Annotated in this window: 16 protein-coding genes and 3 tRNA genes; all 19 read right to left on the bottom strand. The window is 61.2% G+C overall.

From position 1 onward, the window contains the following. Positions 1-142: 142 nt before the first annotated feature. Positions 143-1,114 carry an XdhC family protein gene (locus ACM6I7_RS10000; protein ID WP_150369129.1) on the bottom strand — a complete coding sequence of 324 codons (972 nt, stop codon included), beginning with the start codon at positions 1,112-1,114 and terminating at the stop codon, positions 143-145. 1 nt (position 1,115) lies between these two features. Continuing rightward, the gene (locus ACM6I7_RS10005; protein WP_414888476.1) at positions 1,116-2,351 is read right to left on the bottom strand and encodes a c-type cytochrome; all 1,236 of its coding nucleotides are present in this window, start codon (positions 2,349-2,351) and stop codon (positions 1,116-1,118) included. Positions 2,352-2,353: 2 nt separating this feature from the next. Next, complete coding sequence (locus ACM6I7_RS10010) at positions 2,354-2,893, bottom strand: (2Fe-2S)-binding protein (protein WP_414888477.1); 540 nt, start codon at positions 2,891-2,893, stop codon at positions 2,354-2,356. Then, positions 2,886-5,717 (bottom strand): xanthine dehydrogenase family protein molybdopterin-binding subunit, encoded by a 2,832-nt coding sequence (locus tag ACM6I7_RS10015; RefSeq protein WP_414888478.1) that lies wholly within the window; start codon positions 5,715-5,717, stop codon positions 2,886-2,888. The genes ACM6I7_RS10010 and ACM6I7_RS10015 overlap by 8 nt, the downstream gene beginning before the upstream one ends. A 500-nt stretch (positions 5,718-6,217) precedes the next feature. After that, positions 6,218-6,294: transfer RNA gene (locus ACM6I7_RS10020), tRNA-Asp, on the bottom strand. Positions 6,295-6,388: 94 nt separating this feature from the next. Continuing rightward, positions 6,389-6,465, bottom strand: a tRNA-Asp gene (locus ACM6I7_RS10025). Positions 6,466-6,520: 55 nt separating this feature from the next. Beyond that, positions 6,521-6,596, bottom strand: a tRNA-Val gene (locus ACM6I7_RS10030). Positions 6,597-6,764: 168 nt separating this feature from the next. Further along, positions 6,765-7,541, bottom strand: coding sequence for an SDR family oxidoreductase (locus ACM6I7_RS10035; RefSeq protein WP_027611540.1), 777 nt, complete (start codon positions 7,539-7,541; stop codon positions 6,765-6,767). After that, positions 7,538-8,749, bottom strand: coding sequence for an O-succinylhomoserine sulfhydrylase (locus ACM6I7_RS10040; RefSeq protein ID WP_027611539.1), 1,212 nt, complete (start codon positions 8,747-8,749; stop codon positions 7,538-7,540). Before ACM6I7_RS10040 ends, ACM6I7_RS10035 begins: the two co-directional genes overlap by 4 nt. Positions 8,750-8,829: 80 nt before the next feature. Then, on the bottom strand, positions 8,830-10,335 hold the full coding sequence (purF, locus tag ACM6I7_RS10045; RefSeq protein WP_003226416.1) for an amidophosphoribosyltransferase: 1,506 nt from the start codon (positions 10,333-10,335) through the stop codon (positions 8,830-8,832). A gap of 41 nt (positions 10,336-10,376) precedes the next feature. After that, positions 10,377-10,937 (bottom strand): CvpA family protein, encoded by a 561-nt coding sequence (locus ACM6I7_RS10050; protein WP_027611538.1) that lies wholly within the window; start codon positions 10,935-10,937, stop codon positions 10,377-10,379. Between the two features lie 98 nt (positions 10,938-11,035). Beyond that, entirely contained in the window at positions 11,036-11,689 is a 654-nt protein-coding gene (locus ACM6I7_RS10055) for an SPOR domain-containing protein (protein ID WP_414888479.1), read from the bottom strand. Next, positions 11,673-12,980, bottom strand: coding sequence for a bifunctional tetrahydrofolate synthase/dihydrofolate synthase (gene folC, locus ACM6I7_RS10060; protein ID WP_414888480.1), 1,308 nt, complete (start codon positions 12,978-12,980; stop codon positions 11,673-11,675). The genes ACM6I7_RS10055 and folC overlap by 17 nt, the downstream gene beginning before the upstream one ends. Then, the gene (accD, locus tag ACM6I7_RS10065) at positions 12,977-13,897 is read right to left on the bottom strand and encodes an acetyl-CoA carboxylase, carboxyltransferase subunit beta (protein ID WP_027611535.1); all 921 of its coding nucleotides are present in this window, start codon (positions 13,895-13,897) and stop codon (positions 12,977-12,979) included. The genes folC and accD overlap by 4 nt, the downstream gene beginning before the upstream one ends. A 200-nt stretch (positions 13,898-14,097) precedes the next feature. Further along, a complete protein-coding gene (locus ACM6I7_RS10070; RefSeq protein ID WP_027611534.1) occupies positions 14,098-14,742 on the bottom strand; it encodes a phosphoribosylanthranilate isomerase in 645 nt (214 codons plus the stop codon). Between the two features lie 64 nt (positions 14,743-14,806). Then, entirely contained in the window at positions 14,807-15,631 is an 825-nt protein-coding gene (gene truA / locus ACM6I7_RS10075; RefSeq protein ID WP_177439981.1) for a tRNA pseudouridine(38-40) synthase TruA, read from the bottom strand. 267 nt (positions 15,632-15,898) lie between these two features. Then, the gene (locus tag ACM6I7_RS10080) at positions 15,899-18,535 is read right to left on the bottom strand and encodes a FimV/HubP family polar landmark protein (protein ID WP_414888481.1); all 2,637 of its coding nucleotides are present in this window, start codon (positions 18,533-18,535) and stop codon (positions 15,899-15,901) included. A 209-nt stretch (positions 18,536-18,744) separates the two neighbouring features. After that, positions 18,745-19,755: an aspartate-semialdehyde dehydrogenase gene (locus ACM6I7_RS10085; protein ID WP_027611531.1), complete on the bottom strand. Its 1,011-nt coding sequence runs from the start codon at positions 19,753-19,755 to the stop codon at positions 18,745-18,747. Between the two features lie 247 nt (positions 19,756-20,002). Then, positions 20,003-21,115, bottom strand: a complete 1,113-nt coding sequence (gene asd, locus ACM6I7_RS10090) for an aspartate-semialdehyde dehydrogenase (protein WP_003226428.1) — start codon at positions 21,113-21,115, stop codon at positions 20,003-20,005. Between the last annotated feature and the right edge of the window lie 25 nt (positions 21,116-21,140).

The raw sequence follows: 21,140 nt of genomic DNA on the forward strand, positions 1-21,140 counted from the left end.
GTTTTCTTGACTGACAAGAAACTGTGGCGAGGGAGCTTGCTCCCGCCGGGTCGCGCAGCGGACTCTCTTTTATCTAAAAAGAAGGCCTGCTGCGCAGTCCAGCGGGAGCAAGCTCCCTCGCCACAAATTTGCAGAATCCAGATCAGAGCTGGTCTCGGGCAATTCCGCTACGAATCCGCAAGATATCCGCCAGCACCGCCAAAGCGATCTCCGCCGGTGTCTTGCTGCCGAGGTTAAGCCCGATCGGCGCATGAATCCGCGCCAACTCGACCTCCCCCAGCCCACCAATCCTGCGCAGGCGCTCGAAGCGTTTCTGCGAAGTCTGCTGCGAACCCATGACGCCGATGTAAAACGCCTCGGTGCGCACCGCTTCCATCATCGCCAGATCGTCGATGCGCGGATCATGGGTCAGCGCCACCACCGCGGTATCGCGATGACAACCACCATCGGCGATGAACACTGACGGCAGTTGCCGACGAATCTCCACACCATTCAGCACCACGCCTTCGAGCACTTCATCGCGCGGATCGCAGAGAATCACTTCGAAACCCAGACCCACCGCGAACTCGGCACAGGCCTGCGCCACGCTGGAGTATCCCGCCAGCAACAGACGCTGAGCAGCACCCACGCGAATCCGCACCCGATCGATCTCGCGCTCGATGCGCGCACCCTGCTCGCGATCAGTGAACAGACTGCGCGCACCGCTGGCCAGATCGACCTCGCGAATCAAACGGCGCTGGCCGAGCAATGCCGATTCGAGTTCACGCAGATGCGCCTGCACCTCGCAGTCGGCGTCAAATTTCTCTACCAGTACGTCGAGAATGCCGCCACAGGGCAGGCTGACCCGCGAGCGCGGATCATCACCTTCGCCGTAACGCACCACGTTGACCGCATCGAGAAACGCGCCCTCAGCCACGCGCTCGAGAAAGTCTTCCTCAACACAGCCACCGGACAGCGACCCGATCCACTGGCCGCTATCGTTCACCGCCAGCAGCGAACCCGGCGCACGCGGCGCCGAGCCGTAAGTGGTCAGCACCGTGCAGAGCCAAATGCGCTGCCCCGCCACCGACCACTCCAGTGCCCGCCGCACAACCTGTAGATCGAGATGCTGCATGTCAGTGCGCCTTGTGCTCGACGGCCGGAGCGTCAGCCTGCAGTTTCTGCACGTCGCTCACCGCCAGTTCAGCCGATTGACCGCCCCAGCCTTGACGCAGGTAGTTCAGCAGATCAGTCAGTTGCTCAGGTTTGAGCTTGTCGGCGAAACCCGGCATCGGTTGCATGTGTTCGAACCCGGCGAATTTCTGCTCGCCGATGCCGTCCTCGATCACCCGCACCAGGTTGCGCGGATCTTCCAGGCGCAGCGTGGTATTGCCACGCATGGCCACGGCGATGTGCGGTTTGCCTTCACCACCAGCGGCATGGCAACCGGCGCAGACGTTCAAATATTCCTGACGGCCGCGCTGGGCGCTCGGGCTGAGCTTGTCCAGCGACACTTCAGTCAGCTCTTTCGCCGCTGGCGGCTGGTCGCCAAGCAGGAACGTCGCCATCGCCGCCAGATCCTGATCGTTCAGACCCTGAGTGCTGTTGTGGAACACCGGGAACATCTCGTTGAACATCGTGCCCTGGGCGCTCATGCCGTGCTTGAGGAACGTGCTCAGATCCTGCTGATTCCAGCCGCGCGCCGCCAGATCGGTGGCGAGCAGGCTCGGTGCCAGATAACCGTTGAGGATGCCGCCGGTCAAGCGCTTATCCAATTGCATCGCGCCCGGCAGGCCGCGTGGCGTGTGGCATTCGCCGCAGTGACCGAGCACTTCGACCATGTACTGGCCGCGCTTCCAGGCTGCGCTTTTGCCTTCGGTAGATTCCAGCTTCAAGGCCTTACCGTACAGCATGTTCCAGCCGATCAGGCCCGGACGCACGTTGAACGGAAAGCTCAAACTGGTGACCGGCGCGGCGCGCTCTATCGGCTCGATGGTTTTCAGATACGCGTGAATCGCATCCGAGTCTTCCCGCGGCATCAGGTGATACGAGGTGTACGGCATCGCCGGATACAGATTCGCCCCGTCGCGACGCTTGCCTTCGGTCAGTACAGCGAAGAATTCGTCATCGCTGTACAGGCCGATGCCGTGCTCTTTGCTCGGGGTGATGTTGGTGCCGTAGATCGTGCCGAATGGCGAGACGATCGGCAGCCCGCCGGCAAACGGCGCGCCGCCCGGCGCGGTGTGGCACGCCATGCAGTCGGCGGCGCGAGCAAGATATTCGCCGCGCTTGACCTGATCATCAGCGTGAGCAAACAACACGGGCGCAGCCAGCCCGACCGCCAGGGTCAGGCGGGTGAATAGATGCTTCATGCTCAACCCTCCTTGACCAGGCCGAGATCGGTCAGCACGTTGCGCGTGGCGTTGTAGTAACGCACGTACCCGGTGCAACGGCAGATGTGGTGGCCGAGGCTGTCCTCGATGACTTTTTCCAGTTGGCTTTTGACGATCGGCTGGCGCTGCAGCTTCTCTACCAGCACCGTCGCGGCGTTGACGAAGCCCGGCGCGCAGTAGCTGCACTGGAAGGCGAATTCGTCGACGAAACGCTGCTGGATCGAGTTCAGCTCAGTGACCTGGCCACTCTCATCACGCTTGGCGTGACTTTCGATGGTGCGGACTTTCTTGCCTTCGAAGTAATGCGCGCCGGTGATGCAGGTGCGCACTTCTTCACTGGTGCCGTCCGGGTTGTCGACGATCACCACGCAGGCGTGGCAGATACCCTGGCCGCAGCCCAGGCGCGAGCCGGTGAGGTTCTTGTATTCGTGCAGATAGTCGATCATCGGCAGGTCATCAGGGATGTCCACCGGGCCGACGGATTGACCATTGAGGGTCAGTTGAAGCGGACGGTTAGCCATTGAGGACCTCCTTGATGCGCGCAGCAGTGATTGGCAGATCGCGAACACGTTTACCGATGGCATGCGCCACGGCGTTACCGATGGCACCAACCACCGGGATCATCACCACTTCGGCGATGCCTTTGGACGGATCGCTAGGCGACAGCGGCGGCAGAATCTCCGCGGTCTGCTTCCACACCGCCACGTGGCGGGCCATCGGCAGGCGATAACGGTTGAAGTTCCAGTCACCCTCCCCCGGTCCGCCTTCGTACAGCGGCATCTCTTCCATCAGCGCGTGACCGATGCCCATGGCGATCCCGCCTTCGAGCTGGCCCTTGACCAGTTCTTCGACCAGCACCCGACCACACTCGACCCACGAATGGTGGTTGAGCACTTCGACTTCCGCCGAGCCTTTGTTGACCTTCAATTCCACCAAGGTGGCCACCGGGCTGTAGTAAGTCACCGCCGCATTGTTCAACTGAACCACCGGGTAGTTGATGTTCTGGCGATCCAGCAGGTGGAAACCCGCCGTGCTCATCAGCGCTTTCTTCGCCTTCGGCGCGCCGTCCCCGTACTTCACTGCGAGACCGTCGAGTGGCAGACGCTCGCGCACGCCGTCGATGCTGTACTCGGCCTCGGCCCAGCTCCAGCGGTTGAACGCGTGAACGGTGGCGCCGGTCACCAGACCACGCTCGTGAGCACGCTTGGCCAGCTCTTCGAAGCTCAATGGCTGCATGCCGTTGGCAGTGAGCTTGCCATCGACCCAATGCGCATCTTCACGACGCACCACGTAAGGGTTGGCTTGACCGCCGTAAGGGCCCTGACGCCAGATTTCCATGGCCGCCGGCCACAAACCGTTGTTGAACAGCACGCGCGCCGCTTCACGGGTGGCGTGACTGAAGTAGTAGGCCGAGTTGGTCGCGGACGACGCCGAGGCCAGCTTGCCAACCCAGCGCGGGTTGCGCAGCAGGTTGTCCTGTTCGGCCTGGCTCATGATGTAAGGGTTGCCGCTGGTGATCAGCTGCATTTCCTTCCATTCGGTTTCGCCGGTCTTCACGTCGTGCGCCGGGCTGCCAAGGAAATCGGCCACCACCAGCGCCTGCGAAGTGGACATGCCAGTACCGATTTCAATGCCGATGTGACGCAGGGTGATGCGACCTTCAGCAGTGAATTCGATGCTGGCCATCGGCGCTTCGGAACCGGTGCCGAAGTCTTTCTGGCAAATGGCAAAACCCACGCCGTACCAGTTGTCCGGGTCGGCAGCTTCGCGCTGTTTCTTGATCGCGTCGCGGTTTTTCCAGACTTCGTGCACCGAGGCCTTGTCGAGAATCTCGTGCAGGCGCAGGGCACCGGCCGGAATCGCGCCCTGGGTGTTTTTCATGCCCGAACGCAAGGCGTTCTTGCGACGCAGATCAATCGCGTCAACGCCGAGGCGGTTGGCGATTTCGTCGACCATCATTTCGGTCGAGGCCATGCTTTGCAGGGTGCCGTAACCGCGCATCGAACCCGCTTCAACACCACGTGAGTGATAAGCGGTGACCTGCAGATCGTTCTGCGGCATGTAATAGATCGACTGCGCTGCCGTGGCACCGACTGCCGCTACCGACGGGCTGTAGTTGATACGGCCACCACCGTCGACGCTCATCTCGGCACGGAAAATCTTGAAGCTGTAGTCGTTCTTGTCCACTGCGAGCTGATAGCGGATATCGAACGGGTGACGCTTGATGCCGCTCTGGAACTGCTCGTAGCGGTCGTTGGCCAGACGGATCGGCACACCGGCGCCGTACAGCGCAGCGAGGGCCGCGTAGTAGACGAAGATGTTGTGGTCTTTGGAACCATAGCCCACGGTGTAACCCGGGTGCATGTTCAGGTTAGCCAGGCCGAAGCGCGACGGCGCGATCATTTTCGCGGTCTCGGTCGCAGCTTCCAGCGGGCACTGGGTGGCGACCACGAAGTGCAGGGTCTTGGTTTTCGGGTCGTACCAGCCGTTGCCGTTGTCCGGCTCCATGGCGGCCGGTTCGATCGACGGGGTCTTGTAGCGCTCGTCGAACACCAGCCAGTTGTCCGGCGGCGTATCGATCTCTTTTTTCATGCGGTCGGCGTAGAACAGGCCGCGCTCGGTCAGGTTGCCGTGCAGGTTCGGCTGGGAATTCCACACCGGACGCCGGTTTTTCAGCATCGGGAACAGAATCGAGTCTTTCAGGCTGGCGAATTCGTCTTCGTCGGCCGAGGTCGCGCCGCCCACGCGCACGTAGCGGAAGCTGCCATAAGGGTCGCCTTCGTAGTACGGCACTTGTGCACCGTAACGAATCGCCTTGTCATTGAATTTGAGTTTGTTCTTGGCCTGGCGGAAACGCTCGAAATCGTTCCAGATCAGGATCGCCACCGGGTGGCCGATGAACATCGGCACTTTGCCTTCCGGCAGCAATGGATCCGGCGCGTGTTCTTCAGGGAACACGATGCCGTCCTTGTCCAGATCGGCCGCTGTGACAATGCGGTCAGGTTGCAAGTCGGCGCCCAGCCACGACAGGTCGTAGCCTTCGTAGATTCGGTCGGCCTTGATGGTTTTCAGCAGCATGGCGTGGCCTTGCTGTTCAGGCCAGCCCGGCATGTCCTTGGAGCGAATGTCGCGGGCAAATACTTTGCTGCCGCAGACCTTGGACAGGGCGTCGTTACGTTGGCGTGCCTTGCCGTTGTTGCCGAGCCACTTCTCGGACGGCACGGTGACGCTGTTTTCCATCAAGGCAGCCAGCGCCTGACTGCTGAGCGGCGTGAGCGTGACGCTCACACCCGCCACCAGCCCGCCTTGGAGGAACGAGCGCCGGGATATATCACGGTTGGACATGGATCATCCTCTGGGCGGTTATGTGTCCGCCCTTCTGGTTATCTACTGGGAATCTCGAGTCTTGCAGAAGCCCTTCTTGGCGAAACAAAGGGCGTGTTGACAGTGCAAAGCTGACCGAAAGGTTAACTTTAAAGGTTTCTGAGCGTCCGGCAAACAACCAGTTACAAAAATTTGACTAAAGAATCAAAAAATCAATGCGACGTGGCACCGCAGCAGATCGCAGGGCACACAGACAACCCCCTGTGGGAGCGGGCTTGCTCGCGAAGGCGTGGTGTCAGGCAGCCCTTTTTCAACTGACATACCGCTTTCGCGAGCAAGCCCGCTCCCACAGGGGGATTTGTGTTGGATTCCAGGGTGGAGGCACGAGTCAAAGGAGGGAAAAGCCAAATTTCAGACACAAAAAACCCCGGCCTTTCGACCAGGGTCTTTGCTATCGATTCCGAAACAACCAACGGTTGCTTTCGGTGTTTCAAGGCGTTCAGTGGTCCTTGAAACAGATATGGCGCAGCGGACGGGACTCGAACCCGCGACCCCCGGCGTGACAGGCCGGTATTCTAACCGACTGAACTACCGCTGCGTATCGCTTTGAGCTTGCGCTCAAGTAACTCGTTTTGACTGAAAGCTTCGGTGCTTTGCAATCGCGAACCAGACAATGTCTGACTCGTAAAATATGGCGCAGCGGACGGGACTCGAACCCGCGACCCCCGGCGTGACAGGCCGGTATTCTAACCGACTGAACTACCGCTGCGCGTCGGTGGAGGCACTTTCAGCCTACCTCTTGCTTTCGCAAGTTTCTCGGGGAGTGGTGGGTGATGACGGGATCGAACCGCCGACATTCTGCTTGTAAGGCAGACGCTCTCCCAGCTGAGCTAATCACCCGTTTGCATCTCCGAGGCCGCGAAATTTACGCAGGTAGCGAACCTAAGTCAATAGCAGGATTGAAGTTTTTCTGAAAAAGACGAAATTGCTTCATTCCTTGAAGAAAGCAACAACCCTGAAACCGCTATCGCGAGCAGGCTCACTCCTACAGGTTTGCGGCTTCGCTTCTTAGTCCGTGTAAATCATCTTCTTGGTCATGCCGCCATCCACGACGAATTCCTGCCCGGTGACAAACCCGGCATTGCGCGACAACAGCCACGCGACCATCGCCGCCACATCCTCGACCGTCCCTACCCTGCCCGCCGGATGCTGAGCATGATCGGCATCGGCCAAAGGTTCTGCTCGCCGCGCAGAAGGATCCCGGGCATCAATCCAGCCAGGGCTGACCGCATTGACGCGAATTTCCGGCCCGAGGCTGATCGCCAGCGCGTGGGTCAGCGCCAACAACCCGCCCTTGCTCGCCGCATACGCCTCGGAATCAGCCTCCGACTGCCGCGCACGGGTCGAGGCCAGATTGACGATCGAGCCGTTGTGCGCGCGCAGATACGGCGCACAGTGCTTGGCCAGCAGCATCGGCCCGCTGAGATTCACCGCCAGCACCCGATTCCAGTACGCCAGATCAAGACTTTCCAGGGTGATGTTGTGCGGGTCAGCGACTGCCGCGTTGCACACCAGCGCATCGAGACGACCAAATTGGCCGAGCACCTCGGCAACGCCCAGCGCGACCTGACTTTCATCCGCCACGTCCATGGCGATGAACCAGGCATTCTCGCCCAGCACCTTCGCCACTTTCGAACCGCGCACACGATCGAGATCAGTCAACACCACTTGCCAGCCTTCGCTGATCAACCAGGCCGCGATACCCAAACCGATGCCGCGCGCAGCACCGGTAACCAGCGCCACGCGGCCATGGGTGCCCGCCTTCGGAGTAGACAACTCGATCACAACGCCGCCAGACCGCGCGACAGATCAGCCTGCAGGTCCGCCACGTCTTCCAGACCGACCGCGATGCGGATCAGGCTGTCACGAATCCCTGCTGCTTCACGCTCCTGTGGCGCCAGACGGCCATGGGAGGTGGTGCTCGGATGAGTGATGGTGGTTTTGCTGTCACCAAGGTTGGCGGTGATCGAGATCAACCGGGTGGCATCGATAAAGCGCCACGCGCCCTCTTTGCCGCCCTTGACCTCGAAACTCACCACCGCGCCGAAGCCCTTCTGCTGACGCTGGGCCAGTTCATGCTGCGGATGGCTCTTGAGACCGGCGTAATGAACCTTCTCGATACCGTCCTGCTGCTCCAGCCATTCGGCCAGTTGCTGGGCGTTGGCGCAGTGCGCCTTCATCCGCAGATTCAGGGTTTCCAGGCCCTTGAGGAAGATCCACGCGTTGAACGGACTCAGTGTCGGCCCGGCGGTGCGCAGGAAACCGACAACTTCTTTCATCTGCTCGCTGCGACCGGCCACCACACCGCCCATGCAGCGGCCCTGGCCGTCGATGAACTTGGTCGCCGAGTGCACGACGATGTCCGCACCGAGTTTCAGCGGTTGCTGCAAGGCAGGCGTGCAGAAGCAGTTGTCGACCACCAGCATCGCGCCTTTGGCGTGAGCGATTTCCGCCAGTGCGGTGATATCCACCAGCTCGGCCAACGGATTGGACGGCGACTCGACGAACAGCAGCTTGGTGTTCGGCTTGATCGCCGCATCCCAAGCCGAGAGATCGGCCAGCGGCACGTAGTCAACTTGCACACCGAAACGCTTGAAGTATTTCTCGAACAGGCTGATGGTCGAACCGAACACGCTGCGCGACACCAGGACGTGATCGCCGGCACTGCACAGGCTCATCACCACCGCCATGATCGCGGCCATGCCCGTGGCGGTGGCGACCGCTTGCTCAGCGCCTTCCAGCGCAGCGATACGCTCTTCGAACGCGCGCACGGTCGGGTTGGTGTAGCGCGAGTAAACGTTGCCCGGCACTTCCCCGGCAAACCGCGCGGCCGCGTCGGCAGCGGTGCGGAACACGTAGCTGGAAGTGAAGAACATCGGATCACCGTGTTCGCCTTCCGGCGTACGGTGCTGACCGGCACGTACGGCCAGGGTATCGAACGCTACGCCTTCGAGGTCGCTGTCCAGCCGACCGGCATCCCATTCCTGACTCATGCTGTCACTCCTTGCCCTGTTCTGAATAAATGAAAGTCTTTTGCCAGATACAAAACCGGCCCCTCAGGGCCGGTAGAAACTCAGTTGTTGTACAGATCGATGATCGCACTGACCGCCTGGGTCTTGACCTTGGAGGCATCGTTGCGTGCCTGCTCGATCTTGTCCAGGTAGGCCTCATCGACGTCGCCGGTGACGTACTTGCCGTCGAACACCGCGCAATCGAAGTTTTCGATCTTGATCTTGCCGCCACCGACTGCTTCGATCAAGTCAGGCAGATCCTGATAGATCAGCCAGTCTGCACCGATCAGATCCGCCACATCCTGAGTCGAACGATTGTGTGCGATCAGTTCGTGAGCGCTCGGCATGTCGATGCCGTAAACGTTCGGGAAGCGTACGGCCGGGGCCGCCGAGCAGAAGTAGACGTTTTTCGCGCCGGCTTCGCGGGCCATCTGGATGATCTGCTTGCAGGTGGTGCCGCGTACGATCGAGTCGTCGACCAGCATCACGTTCTTGCCGCGGAATTCCAGCTCGATCGCGTTGAGCTTCTGGCGAACCGACTTCTTGCGGGCAGCCTGGCCCGGCATGATGAAGGTCCGGCCGATGTAACGGTTCTTGACAAAGCCTTCGCGGAATTTCACGCCCAGGTGGTTCGCCAGCTCCAGCGCGGCGGTGCGGCTGGTGTCCGGAATCGGGATGACCACGTCGATGTCGTGCTCCGGACGCTCGCGCAGGATCTTCTCGGCGAGTTTCTCGCCCATGCGCAGACGCGCCTTGTACACCGACACGCCGTCGATGATCGAATCCGGACGCGCCAGGTAAACGTGTTCGAAGATGCAGGGGGTCAGGGACGGGTTGGTCGCGCACTGACGGGTGTGCAGTTTGCCGTCTTCAGTGATGTAGACCGCTTCGCCCGGGGCCAAGTCGCGGATCAGGGTGAAACCGAGCACGTCTAGCGAAACGCTTTCGGAAGCGATCATGTACTCGACGCCTTCGTCGGTGTGACGCTGGCCGAACACGATCGGACGGATGCCGTGCGGGTCACGGAAACCGACGATGCCGTAACCGGTGATCATCGCCACCACCGCGTAACCGCCGACGCAACGGTTGTGCACGTCGGTCACGGCGGCAAACACGTCTTCTTCGGTCGGCTGCAGCTTGCCGCGCTGGGCCAGCTCGTGGGCGAACACGTTGAGCAGCACTTCCGAGTCGGAACTGGTGTTGACGTGACGCAGGTCGGATTCGTAGATCTCCTTGGCCAACTGTTCAACGTTGGTCAGGTTGCCGTTGTGCGCCAGGGTGATGCCGTAAGGCGAGTTGACGTAAAACGGCTGCGCTTCGGCCGAGGTCGAGCTGCCGGCAGTCGGGTAACGGACGTGGCCGATACCCATGTGGCCGACCAGGCGCTGCATGTGACGCTGCTGAAACACGTCACGCACCAGACCATTGTCCTTGCGCAAGAACAACCGGCCATCATGGCTGGTCACGATACCGGCAGCGTCCTGGCCGCGGTGCTGGAGCACGGTTAGCGCGTCATACAGCGCCTGATTGACGTTCGACTTACCGACGATACCGACGATGCCACACATGCGACGCAACCCCTACTTAATGGATCTGAACTGAACAACACTCACTGAGGCGTTTTGGCCGACGGCAAGAGTTGCTCCTTGAACGGAATATCAGCGGGTACGCTGATTCCGCTGGCAAGCCACCGACTGCTCCACCCGAGAATCAGGTTTTTGGACCAGTCGGCGACCAATAGAAACTTTGGCACGAGCTGTGATTCTTTCCACCACCCGTCCTGCTGTACCGGCCCCAGGCTCAACAGCCCGACTGCCACGACCACCAGCAACACGCCACGCGCCGCGCCGAAGGCCATGCCCAGGAATCGATCGGTGCCGGACAATCCGGTCACCCGCACCAACTCGCCGATAAGATAATTGATCATTGCGCCCACGATCAGTGTGGCGACAAACATGATGGCACAGCCCGCGATCACGCGAGCCGATGGGGTTTCGATGTATCCGGCGAGGTACTCGGACAGTGAGCCACCGAACATCCAGGCAACCGCTCCTGCGATGATCCAGGTCACCAGCGATAATGCTTCCTTGACGAAGCCGCGGCTCAAACTGATCAAAGCGGAGATGGCGATGATTGCAACGATCGCCCAGTCAACCAGGGTAAATGGCACAGTGCAGCCTACAGACGGATAAGGCGGCGCATTTTAGCAGAGCGCACCGCTGTCGGTAAGCTGCGATTTTCAGTGCATTTCAATCGAATCGATAGATCCTAGCCGCGCTCGGGCTGGAAGCGCACGACAAAACCCTTGAGGTTCTGCTGGCGGCTCAATAGATCACGCAGACGATCGGCCTCGGCACGCTCGATCAGCGGCCCGACGAACACCCGATTCTTGCCATCGGCGGAACGGATATAGGCGTTATAGCCTTGGCTGCGCAGAGTTTTCTGCAGGCTTTCGGCGCTGGCGCGACTCGACAGGCTGGCCAGTTGCACCGACCAGCTGACCGACAGACCGTTGGCATCGACGCGACTTTGCGTGGTGTCAGGTTTCGACGCAGCAGCAATAGGCTGAGCAGGTGCCGGAATCGGTTTGGCCACCGCAGGCGGCGCAGGCGGCTTGGCGATTGCTATGGGCGCCGTCGGCGCCGGGGCTGCCGCGATTGGTGCAGCAGGCGCAGTATCTTCTGCGACTTCTTCATCCGCTGGCACCGGTTCTTGTGGCAAAGCTTGCGGCTCAGGCACGGCCACCGACTCCATTTGCACCTGCGGCATCGAAGGGGCTTGCGGCGCGGCAGGCGCCTCGACCGTCACTTGACGTTGCTCGTCCTGGCGGGAAAACAGCATCGGCAGGAAAATCACCGCCAGTGCCACCAGCACCAGGGCGCCAACCATGCGCTGCTTGTACGCTTTATCCAGCAAAGCCATTTGCCGCTTCCTCCGTGGAGCGCCGGGCCAGCCATTCAAGGGCCTCGGCGACACAATAAAATGATCCGAACAACAGAATCTCGTCGTCGCTGGTTGCGATCTCGCACTGCCCTTCCAGCGCAGCCGCGACACTGTCATAGGACGTGACGGACGCGCCAAGGTTCTGCAATCCGGCGTGCAATTCACTGACCGGACGCGAACGCGGCGAATCCAGCGGCGCGACCGCCCAATGCTGGACACTAGCATTCAATTCGCCGACAACACCATCCAGATCCTTGTCGGCCAGCAAGCCGAACACCGCCAGGCGCTTGCCTACCGGCGGCCGACTGGCCAGGCGCCGCGCCAGATACTCCGCCGCGTGCGGGTTATGCCCCACGTCCAGTAGCAGGTTCAGGCGCTTGCCGTTGAACTCGAACGAGCGGCGATCCAGCCGACCCACCACACGGGTGGCCTGCAAGGCCGCAACAATTTGCGACGGATTCCACGGCAAGCCGAGCAGCAGATACGCCTGCAACGCCAGCGCTGCGTTTTCCATCGGCAGATCGAGCAGCGGCAAATCATGCAATTCGACCACCTGACCTTGGGCGTCAGTGCCGCGCCATTGCCAGTCGTGATCGGTGATCCCCAGATCGAAGTCGCGCCCGCGCAGAGAGAACGGGCACGCCAACTCGCGGACCTTGTCGAGCAACGGTTGCGGAGGATTCAGGTCACCGCACAGTGCAGGTTTGCCCTGACGGAAAATCCCGGCCTTCTCGAAGGCCACGGATTCGCGGGTATTGCCCAGGTATTCGGCATGATCGACGCCAATGCTGGTGACCAGCGCGATATCGGCGTCCACCACATTGACCGTGTCCAGACGCCCGCCCAGCCCGACTTCCAGCACCACAGCGTCAAGTTTTGCCTGTTGAAACAGCCAGAACGCCGCCAGGGTGCCCATTTCGAAGTAAGTCAGGGAAGTGTCGCCACGCCCGGCCTCCACCGCAGCGAAGGCTTCGCACAGCTGAGCATCAGTGGCTTCGACGCCATTGAGCTGCACCCGCTCGTTGTAACGCAGCAGGTGCGGAGAATTGTAGACACCCACGCTCAGGCCCTGCGCCCGCAGCAATGAAGCCACGAAAGCGCAGGTCGAACCCTTGCCGTTGGTGCCGGTGACCGTAATCACCCGAGGCGCCGGCTGGCCCAGTCCCATGCGGGACGCTACCTGTTGCGAACGCTCCAGCCCCATGTCGATGGCCGATGGATGCAACTGCTCAAGGTAGGCGAGCCACTCGCCAAGGGTACGCTCGGTCATACGTTGGCAGGCACCGGTGGAACGACGATTGGCTCGACAGGAGCGGCGACGTAGGTCGGAGTCGGCTGGCCGGTCAGTTGCGCCAGCAGATTGCCCAGGCGTGGACGCAGTTCACGACGATCGATGATCAGATCGATCGCGCCATGCTCCAGCAGGAACTCGCTGCGCTGGAAGCCTTCCGGCAGTTTTTCACGCACGGTCTGCTCGATCACGCGCGGACCGGCGAAGCCGATCAGGGCTTTCGGCTCACCGACGATCACGTCGCCGAGCATTGCCAGGCTGGCGGAAACGCCGCCGTAGACCGGATCGGTCAGCACCGAGATGAACGGAATGCCTTCTTCACGCAAACGCGCCAGTACCGCCGACGTCTTGGCCATCTGCATCAGCGAGATCAGCGCTTCCTGCATGCGCGCACCACCGGAGGCGGCGAAGCAGATCATCGGGCAACGGTTTTCCAGGGCGTAGTTGGCGGCGCGCACGAAGCGCTCACCGACGATGGCGCCCATGGAACCGCCCATGAAGCTGAATTCGAACGCCGACACCACCACCGGCATACCCAGCAGGGTGCCGCTGACGGAGATCAGCGCGTCTTTTTCGCCGGTCTGCTTCTGTGCAGCGACCAGACGGTCCTTGTACTTCTTGCCGTCGCGGAATTTCAGACGGTCAACCGGCTCCAGATCTGCACCCAGCTCGTTGCGGCCTTCGGCATCCAGGAAGATGTCGATGCGCGCCCGTGCGCCGATGCGCATGTGGTGGTTGCACTTGGGGCAAACGTCCAGGGTCTTTTCCAGCTCAGGGCGATACAGCACAGCCTCGCAGGACGGGCATTTGTGCCACAGACCTTCAGGCACCGAGCTCTTCTTGACCTCCGAACGCATGATCGAAGGGATCAGTTTGTCTACCAACCAGTTGCTCATGCTTTCTTTCTCCAGTACCGGCGGCCCGAACGCTCTGGTTCGCAGCCCCGCGTATGCCCTTCAGCTAAATTCATGTGTGTGGCGATGATTGATGGAACGCCGCGGTCAGCGCGGAACATGACCTGCGTGCAACTCCAGAAACCCTCAGCCTCGCCTGCTTTGTGCAAGTGCATTGATGGACGGCGGCAGTTCGCCAGCCGTCACATCGAAGTAGACGCTCCCTGCGAGCTTCTACGTACGGCATTGATGAACGCGCGGATCTTCGCATGATCCTTGATGCCCTTGCTCGCTTCTACCCCGCCGCTGACATCGACCGCGTACGGTTTGACCCGGGCCACAGCGTCGGCGACGTTTTCCGGGGTGAGGCCACCGGCCAGAATCAGTGGCTTGCTCAACGCTTGCGGAATCAATGACCAGTCGAACGCCTCGCCGGTTCCGCCCGGCACGCCTTCGACGTAAGTGTCGAGCAGCACGCCACTGGCACTCGGATAGGCATCGACGGCAGCCGCGATGTCGTCGCCGGCCTTGACCCGCAATGCCTTGATGTACGGACGATGCCAGCCTTCGCACTGTTCAGCGGTTTCGTCGCCATGGAACTGCAACAGATCCAGCGGCACGGCATCGAGGATTTCCCCCAACTCGCAGCGGCTGGCATTGACGAACAGGCCCACCGTCGTCACGAACGGTGGCAAGGCCTGGATGATCGCCCTTGCCTGCTGCACGCTCACTGCACGCGGGCTCTTGGCGTAGAACACGAACCCGATCGCGTCCGCCCCGGCCTCGACCGCTGCCAACGCATCTTCTATGCGGGCAATCCCGCAGATCTTGCTGCGAACGGCTGACATATCGAGAAAAACTCCGCGTCAAATTCGGGAAAGTCCCGGATGGTAACAAAAGCGCTCGAGGGCGTCAGCCGTCAAGTTCCGAGAAACCCGTAAGGAAATGTGGCCCGATAAAACGCTCGGGCAACGGAAATTCATCGTGATACTCGACCTGCACCAGATACAACCCGTACGGATGCGCTGTCACGCCACCGGAACGGCGCTCGCGGCTTTCCAGCACTTCCTTCATCCACTCGACCGGGCGCTCGCCAGCACCGATGGTCATCAACACACCGGCGATGTTGCGCACCATGTGGTGCAAAAAGGCGTTGGCGCGGATATCGAGCACGATCATCTTGCCGTGACGGGTCACGCGCAGGTGGTGCATTTTCTTGATCGGCGACTTGGCCTGGCACTGGCCGGCGCGGAACGCACTGAAATCATGAGTGCCGATCAGGTATTGCGCCGCTTCAGCCATGCGCTCAACGTCGAGTGGGCGGTGGTTCCAGGTGATCTCTTCGTTGAGATGCGCCGGACGAATCTGATCGTTGTAGATCACATAGCGATAACGCCGGGCGATGGCTTTGAACCGCGCATGGAAATGCGCCGGCATCACCCGCGCCCAACTGACACTGATGTCGTGGGGCAGATTGATATTGGCGCCCATCACCCAGGCTTTCAGCGAACGATCGACTGGCGTGTCGAAATGAACCACTTGTCCGCAAGCATGCACCCCGGCATCGGTACGCCCGGCGCACTGCAGCGAAATCGGCGAATTGGCGACTTTCGACAAGGCTTTTTCGAGCTCTTCCTGCACCGTGGCCACGCCGGTCAACTGACGCTGCCAGCCGCTGTAGCGCGAGCCTTTGTACTCGACACCCAGTGCCACACGGTAAAAGCCTTCGGGTGCCATTTCGGCGACCGGGTTATCTATGTTTGCCAAGGTGGGACAGCCTGCTGATGTACAAAGGCGGGCATTATAAGGCTGTGAGTCGGGGATGCCAGTCAGTTCTGTGTTGACCGATCCGGCCTCTTCGCGAGCAAGCCCCCTCCCACAGGTAGAGCACATTTCAAATGTGGGAGCGGGCTTGCTCGCGAAAGCGCCATTCCAGGCGCTGCAGAATCCAGCCCAAACAAAAACGGCAGCCTCAATGGGCTGCCGTTTTTATTTACTGCTGGCTCATGCCAGGTGCGAAAGCATTTCCTTGGCTTCGCCACGCTGCTTTTCGTCACCCTCGGTCAACACTTCGTTGAGGATGTCGCGTGCGCCGTCGCTGTCGCCCATATCGATGTAGGCCTGGGCCAGATCGAGTTTGGTCGCGGCTTCGTCGGTGCCGGCGAGGAAGTCGAAATCGTCCTCGCCCAGATCATCGCCCATGGCCGCATCGGCTTCGGTGAAGGTCGGCTCGGCGATGCTCTGCGACAGGCGATCCAGCTCGGCGTTGACGTCATTCAGTTCCGCTGCGAATGCGTCAGGCTCGGCCGCCGGGTTGCTGTCCATTTCATCAGCCAGCGACAGATCGAAATCCGCCGGCAGCTCCAGATCGTCCTGTGGCACTTCGTTGGCGACCACAGGCTCGGCCGGCGACAGATCTTTCACGCCTTCGTCCAGATCCAGCAGGAAGTCATCATCCGCCAGATCCGCCGCCGGGGCTGGCGCAGGCTCGGCCCCCAGATCCAGATCGAGGTCGAAGTCCGACAGGTCGTCGAGGTTCTCTTTGATCTCGGTCTGCTGTTGCAGCACCGATTCAAAGCTCAGATCGTCGTCTGCCGGGAATTCGTCCAGCTCTACCGGCGCGTCAGGCTCAACAACAGGTGCAGGCTCAACCGGAGTGATGTTGTCGAGATCGTCCAGGCTCAGGTCGAACGCGCTATCGAGATCGTCTGCCGCAGGCTCAGGTGCAGGCACCTCAGGCTCGTCGAGCAGCAGCTCCTTGACGTATTGCGCGTCCAGCTCGGCGGCGGCTGCCGCTGCAGCCAGACCCGCGACAGCGACGACCGCCATGGCCGGGAAGCGTTTTTTCAGCTCTTCGACCTTGGCGAAGTTATCACCGTTGGCCACCAACTGACGCTCCTGCCCCACGAACGCATCGCGATCACCCTGCTGACCGTAGACTTCCATCAGCTTCAGACGCAGATCACTGCGTTGCGGCTCGAGGCTGACGCCCTCTTCCAGCAACGCTGCGGCCTGATTCAGGCGACCGGCATTGATGTGCGACTGCGCCTTGTCCAGCACGTCATCGGAACGCTCGGCGGACGGTGCGACCAATGGCGCGGCAATCGGCTCAGCCATCACCACCGGAGCCACTACCGCAGCAGGCGCTGGCGCAGGTGCCGGGGTGTTGAGCTTGACGCTGGCAGCAGGTGTTTCCAGGCCTTCGAAGCTGCTTTCCGGCAGATCCTGCTCGGCGGAGAACTCTTGCTCTTCCGCCAGAGCGCGGGCCATGCGCAGGTGTTTCTCGGCTTCCTGCTGGGCTTTGCGGCGACGGGCCAGCAGCAACAGCAGAAGCAGCAACACCACCGCACCGCCACCGATCAGACCCAGCAGGATCGGATTGGTCAGCAGTTCATTGAAGGTTTTGTCTTCATCGACTACCGGTTTTGGCGCAACCACTGGCGTCTCGGCAGGCGTGTCGACCGGTGGCGCAATCGCCGATTCAGGTGTTGGCGCCGCTTCTGCCGGGGTGGCTGGAGGGGTTGCAGCCAGTTCGGCGGTGATCGCCGGTACGGCAGCAGTGGCGGCTGGCGCAGCGCCCGGGCCTTCGGCCTGCATCTTCGCCAGTTGATTGTTCTTCAGCTCGATCAGGCGTTGCAGCTTGTCCAACTGACTTTGCAGATCGGCCATGCGGCTTTTCAGTTCCTCGTTGTCACGACGGGTCGTGTCGAGGCTTTCCTGAGTCACCGCCAGCTTGTTGCTCAAGGCCTTGGCATCGCCGGCCGGGCCTTTGCCACGCCCTTTGGCGTTTTCGGCAGAGACCAGACTCAGGTTGTCCTTGGCATTCTGGCCGGCGCCGACATTGCTGCGACCACGCTTGGTGGCATCGAGCTGCTGCTGGCCGGTACCCGGCTTGGCCACATAGCGACGACCCTGACGCCAGGCTTCGTTCTGCGCGGCGACTTCGGCAATCGCTTTCGATTGCGGCAGCGCGGTGCTTTCCACCGAGTCCGGCAGGCGCAGCACCTGACCGGTTTTCAGCCGGTTGATGTTGCCGTCGATGAACGCATCCGGGTTGAGCGCCTGAATCGCCAGCATGGTCTGCTGCACCGAACCGCCGGTGCGCGCCTTCGCGGCAATTTCCCACAGGGTGTCGCGCGGCGTGGTGGTGTATTGCGACGGGTGCGTGGCGCCGGTGGTCGGTGCGGTGATGGTCTGCGACGGTGCCGGTTGCGCAGCGGCGTCAGCGGTCTGTGGCGAGAATTTCGACGGATCCAGCAGCACACTGTAATCGCGCAGCAGACGGCCATTCGGCCACATCACCTGCACGAGGAATTTCACCATCGGTTCCGACAGCGGCTTGCTCGAAGTCACGCGCAGCACGCTTTTGCCGCTGGCGTTGAGCACCGGGGTGAACGTCAGGTCGTTGAGGAAGGCCTGGCGATCGACGCCGGCCTTGGCGAAATCTTCGGGTGAAGCCAGGCTCGGCACCACTTCGGCAGCAGTGAGATCCTTGACGTCGAGCAGCTCGATCTCGGCCACCAGCGGCTGGTTCAGGGTCGACTTCAGGGTCAGCTCCCCGAGCCCGAGGGCATGCGCCATACCGGAGGACAGCGCCGAGGCGGCCGCTATTGCTAACACCAGTTTGCGAACTTGAACCATAGCCTCATCCTTTGTTTGAACGTTCCTCGGCCAGCGAGAAGATGTTGATTGCCGCTGCCGTAAGGCATTGCGCGCGACGACGACAGACTGCCGCGCGCGATCATTTCTTTGATGCCCCGGAAAGTCCCGGAGGGTGACACGTTATCAAGTGCTCCGGGCAAGCATAGCGCTCACCTAGAATCAGTCGACAAATTGTTGCCAAGTATCTTTTACAGCAGGTCTTTTATCAACAATTCAGCGACCTGCACAGCATTCAGGGCCGCGCCTTTGCGTACGTTATCTGACGTCAGCCACAGATTAAGTTCCGCCGGGTCGTCGACACCGCTGCGCACCCGACCGACATAGACAACGTCCTGCCCCACCGCGTCACCCACCGCAGTCGGATAATCGCCGGCCTCAACCAGCTCGATGCCGGGCGCATCCTCAAGCGCAGCGTTGACCTTTGCCAGGTCAACCGCACTCGCTGACTGCAAGGTGACGCTATAGCTATCGCCAAAAAACACCGGGGCTTGAACGCAAGTGGCGGAAATCTTTAATAAAGGCTGCTTCAGCACCTGACGCAACTCGCGCACCAGCCGTTTTTCCAGCAGCGTGTGGCCTTGAGCGTCGGGCGTGCCGACCTGGGCCAACAGGTTGAAGGCCATCTGCCGATCAAAGAAAGTCGGCTCCAGCGGACGCATGTTCAGCAACTCAGCGGTCTGCCGCGCCAGCTCGGTCACAGCTTCGCGACCTTGGGCGGACACGGCCAGATTGGCGGTGACGTTGACGTATTGCAGTTCGAGCAAATCGAGCAGCGGCGCCAGCACCACGGCCAGCGTCGTCGCCGAAGGGCTTGGGCTGCTGACCTGGAACGGTGCTTTCAGACCGGCAATGACCTCGGCGTTGGCCTCCGGCACCACTTGCGGCGCCTGCTCGGCCGGCAACGCGCCGGACAGGTCGATCAGCGAGCAACCGGCCGCGTGGGCACGCGCCGCGTAACTCAGGGAAACGGCAGCGCCAGCGGCAAAGAATACCAGTTTGACCTTGCTGAAATCGAACTCGTCGACTTCACGCACGCGCACGTTCTTGTTGCGAAACAGCACCGAACTGCCGGCGGATTCGCTGCTGGCCAGGAGGTGCAGGTTGCCTACCGGGAAGTCGCGCTCTTCGAGAATCTGAACGAGGGTTTCGCCGACAGTACCGGTGGCGCCGACGACGGCAATATCAAGGGTCTGGGTCATGGTTCTACCTCTGGCGAAACGGGGGGAGCGGCACTTTACCGGGTGAGTGAGATGCAGGCAATTTCTGTCGGAATGCACAGTGTCTGCACCGAACCCTTCGCGAGCAGGCTCGCTCCCACAGGGGAACGCATTTCAAGGGTGGGAGCGGGCTTGCTCGCGAAGGCGCCAGACCTGACACCGGGAACCCTCAGGCATAAAAAAACCCGCACCTCTCACAAGGCACGGGTTCTTTCATTGCATCAAGCGATCAACGCTCAAGCAGGATCCGCAGCATGCGACGCAGCGGTTCGGCCGCGCCCCACAGCAGTTGGTCGCCGACGGTGAAGGCACCGACGAATTGCGAGCCCATGTTCAGCTTGCGCAGACGACCCACCGGTACGTTCAGGGTGCCGGTGACCTTGGTCGGGCTCAGCTCCTGCATGCTGATGTCGCGGTTGTTCGGCACCAGTTTGACCCAAGGGTTGTGCTGGCTGATCAGCCCTTCGATATCAGCGATCGGCACGTCTTTGTTCAGCTTGATGGTCAGCGCCTGGCTGTGGCAACGCATGGCGCCGATGCGCACGCAGATGCCGTCGACCGGGATCGGGCTCTTGAAGCGGCCGAGGATCTTGTTGGTCTCGGCCTGGGCCTTCCACTCTTCGCGGCTCTGGCCGTTCGGCAGTTCCTTGTCGATCCACGGAATCAGGCTGCCGGCCAGCGGTACGCCGAAGTTTTCGGTCGGGTACGCGTCGCTGCGCATGGCTTCGGCCACGCGACGGTCGATGTCGAGGATCGCGCTCGCCGGATCGGCCAGCTGATCGGCCACCGCAGCATGGGTCGCGCCCATCTGCTTGATCAGTTCACGCATGTTCTGCGCGCCGGCACCGGAGGCCGCCTGATAAGTCATGGCGCTCATCCACTCGACCAGACCGGCCTCGAACAGACCGCCCAGGCCCATCAGCATCAGGCTGACGGTGCAGTTGCCGCCGATGTAGTTCTTGGTGCCCGCGTCCAGTTGCTGGTCGATGACCTTGCGGTTGACCGGGTCGAGAATGATGACGGCGTCATCGTTCATCCGCAGGCTGGAAGCCGCGTCGATCCAGTAACCCTGCCAGCCGGCTTCGCGCAGCTTCGGGAACACTTCGCTGGTGTAGTCGCCGCCCTGGCAGGTCAGGATCACGTCGAGGGTTTTCAGCTCTTCAATGCTGTAAGCGTCCTTGAGCGGAGCAATATCCTTGCCCACGGACGGGCCTTGGCCACCGACATTGGAAGTGGTGAAAAACACCGGCTCGATAAGATCGAAATCCTGCTCTTCCAGCATCCGCTGCATGAGCACGGAACCGACCATGCCGCGCCAACCGATCAGACCTACACGTTTCATCGCAACTACACCTTCTTGAAAAGTG

The organism is Pseudomonas sp. IT-93MI4, assembly GCF_949767635.1.
GTDB lineage: Bacteria > Pseudomonadota > Gammaproteobacteria > Pseudomonadales > Pseudomonadaceae > Aquipseudomonas > Aquipseudomonas putida_A.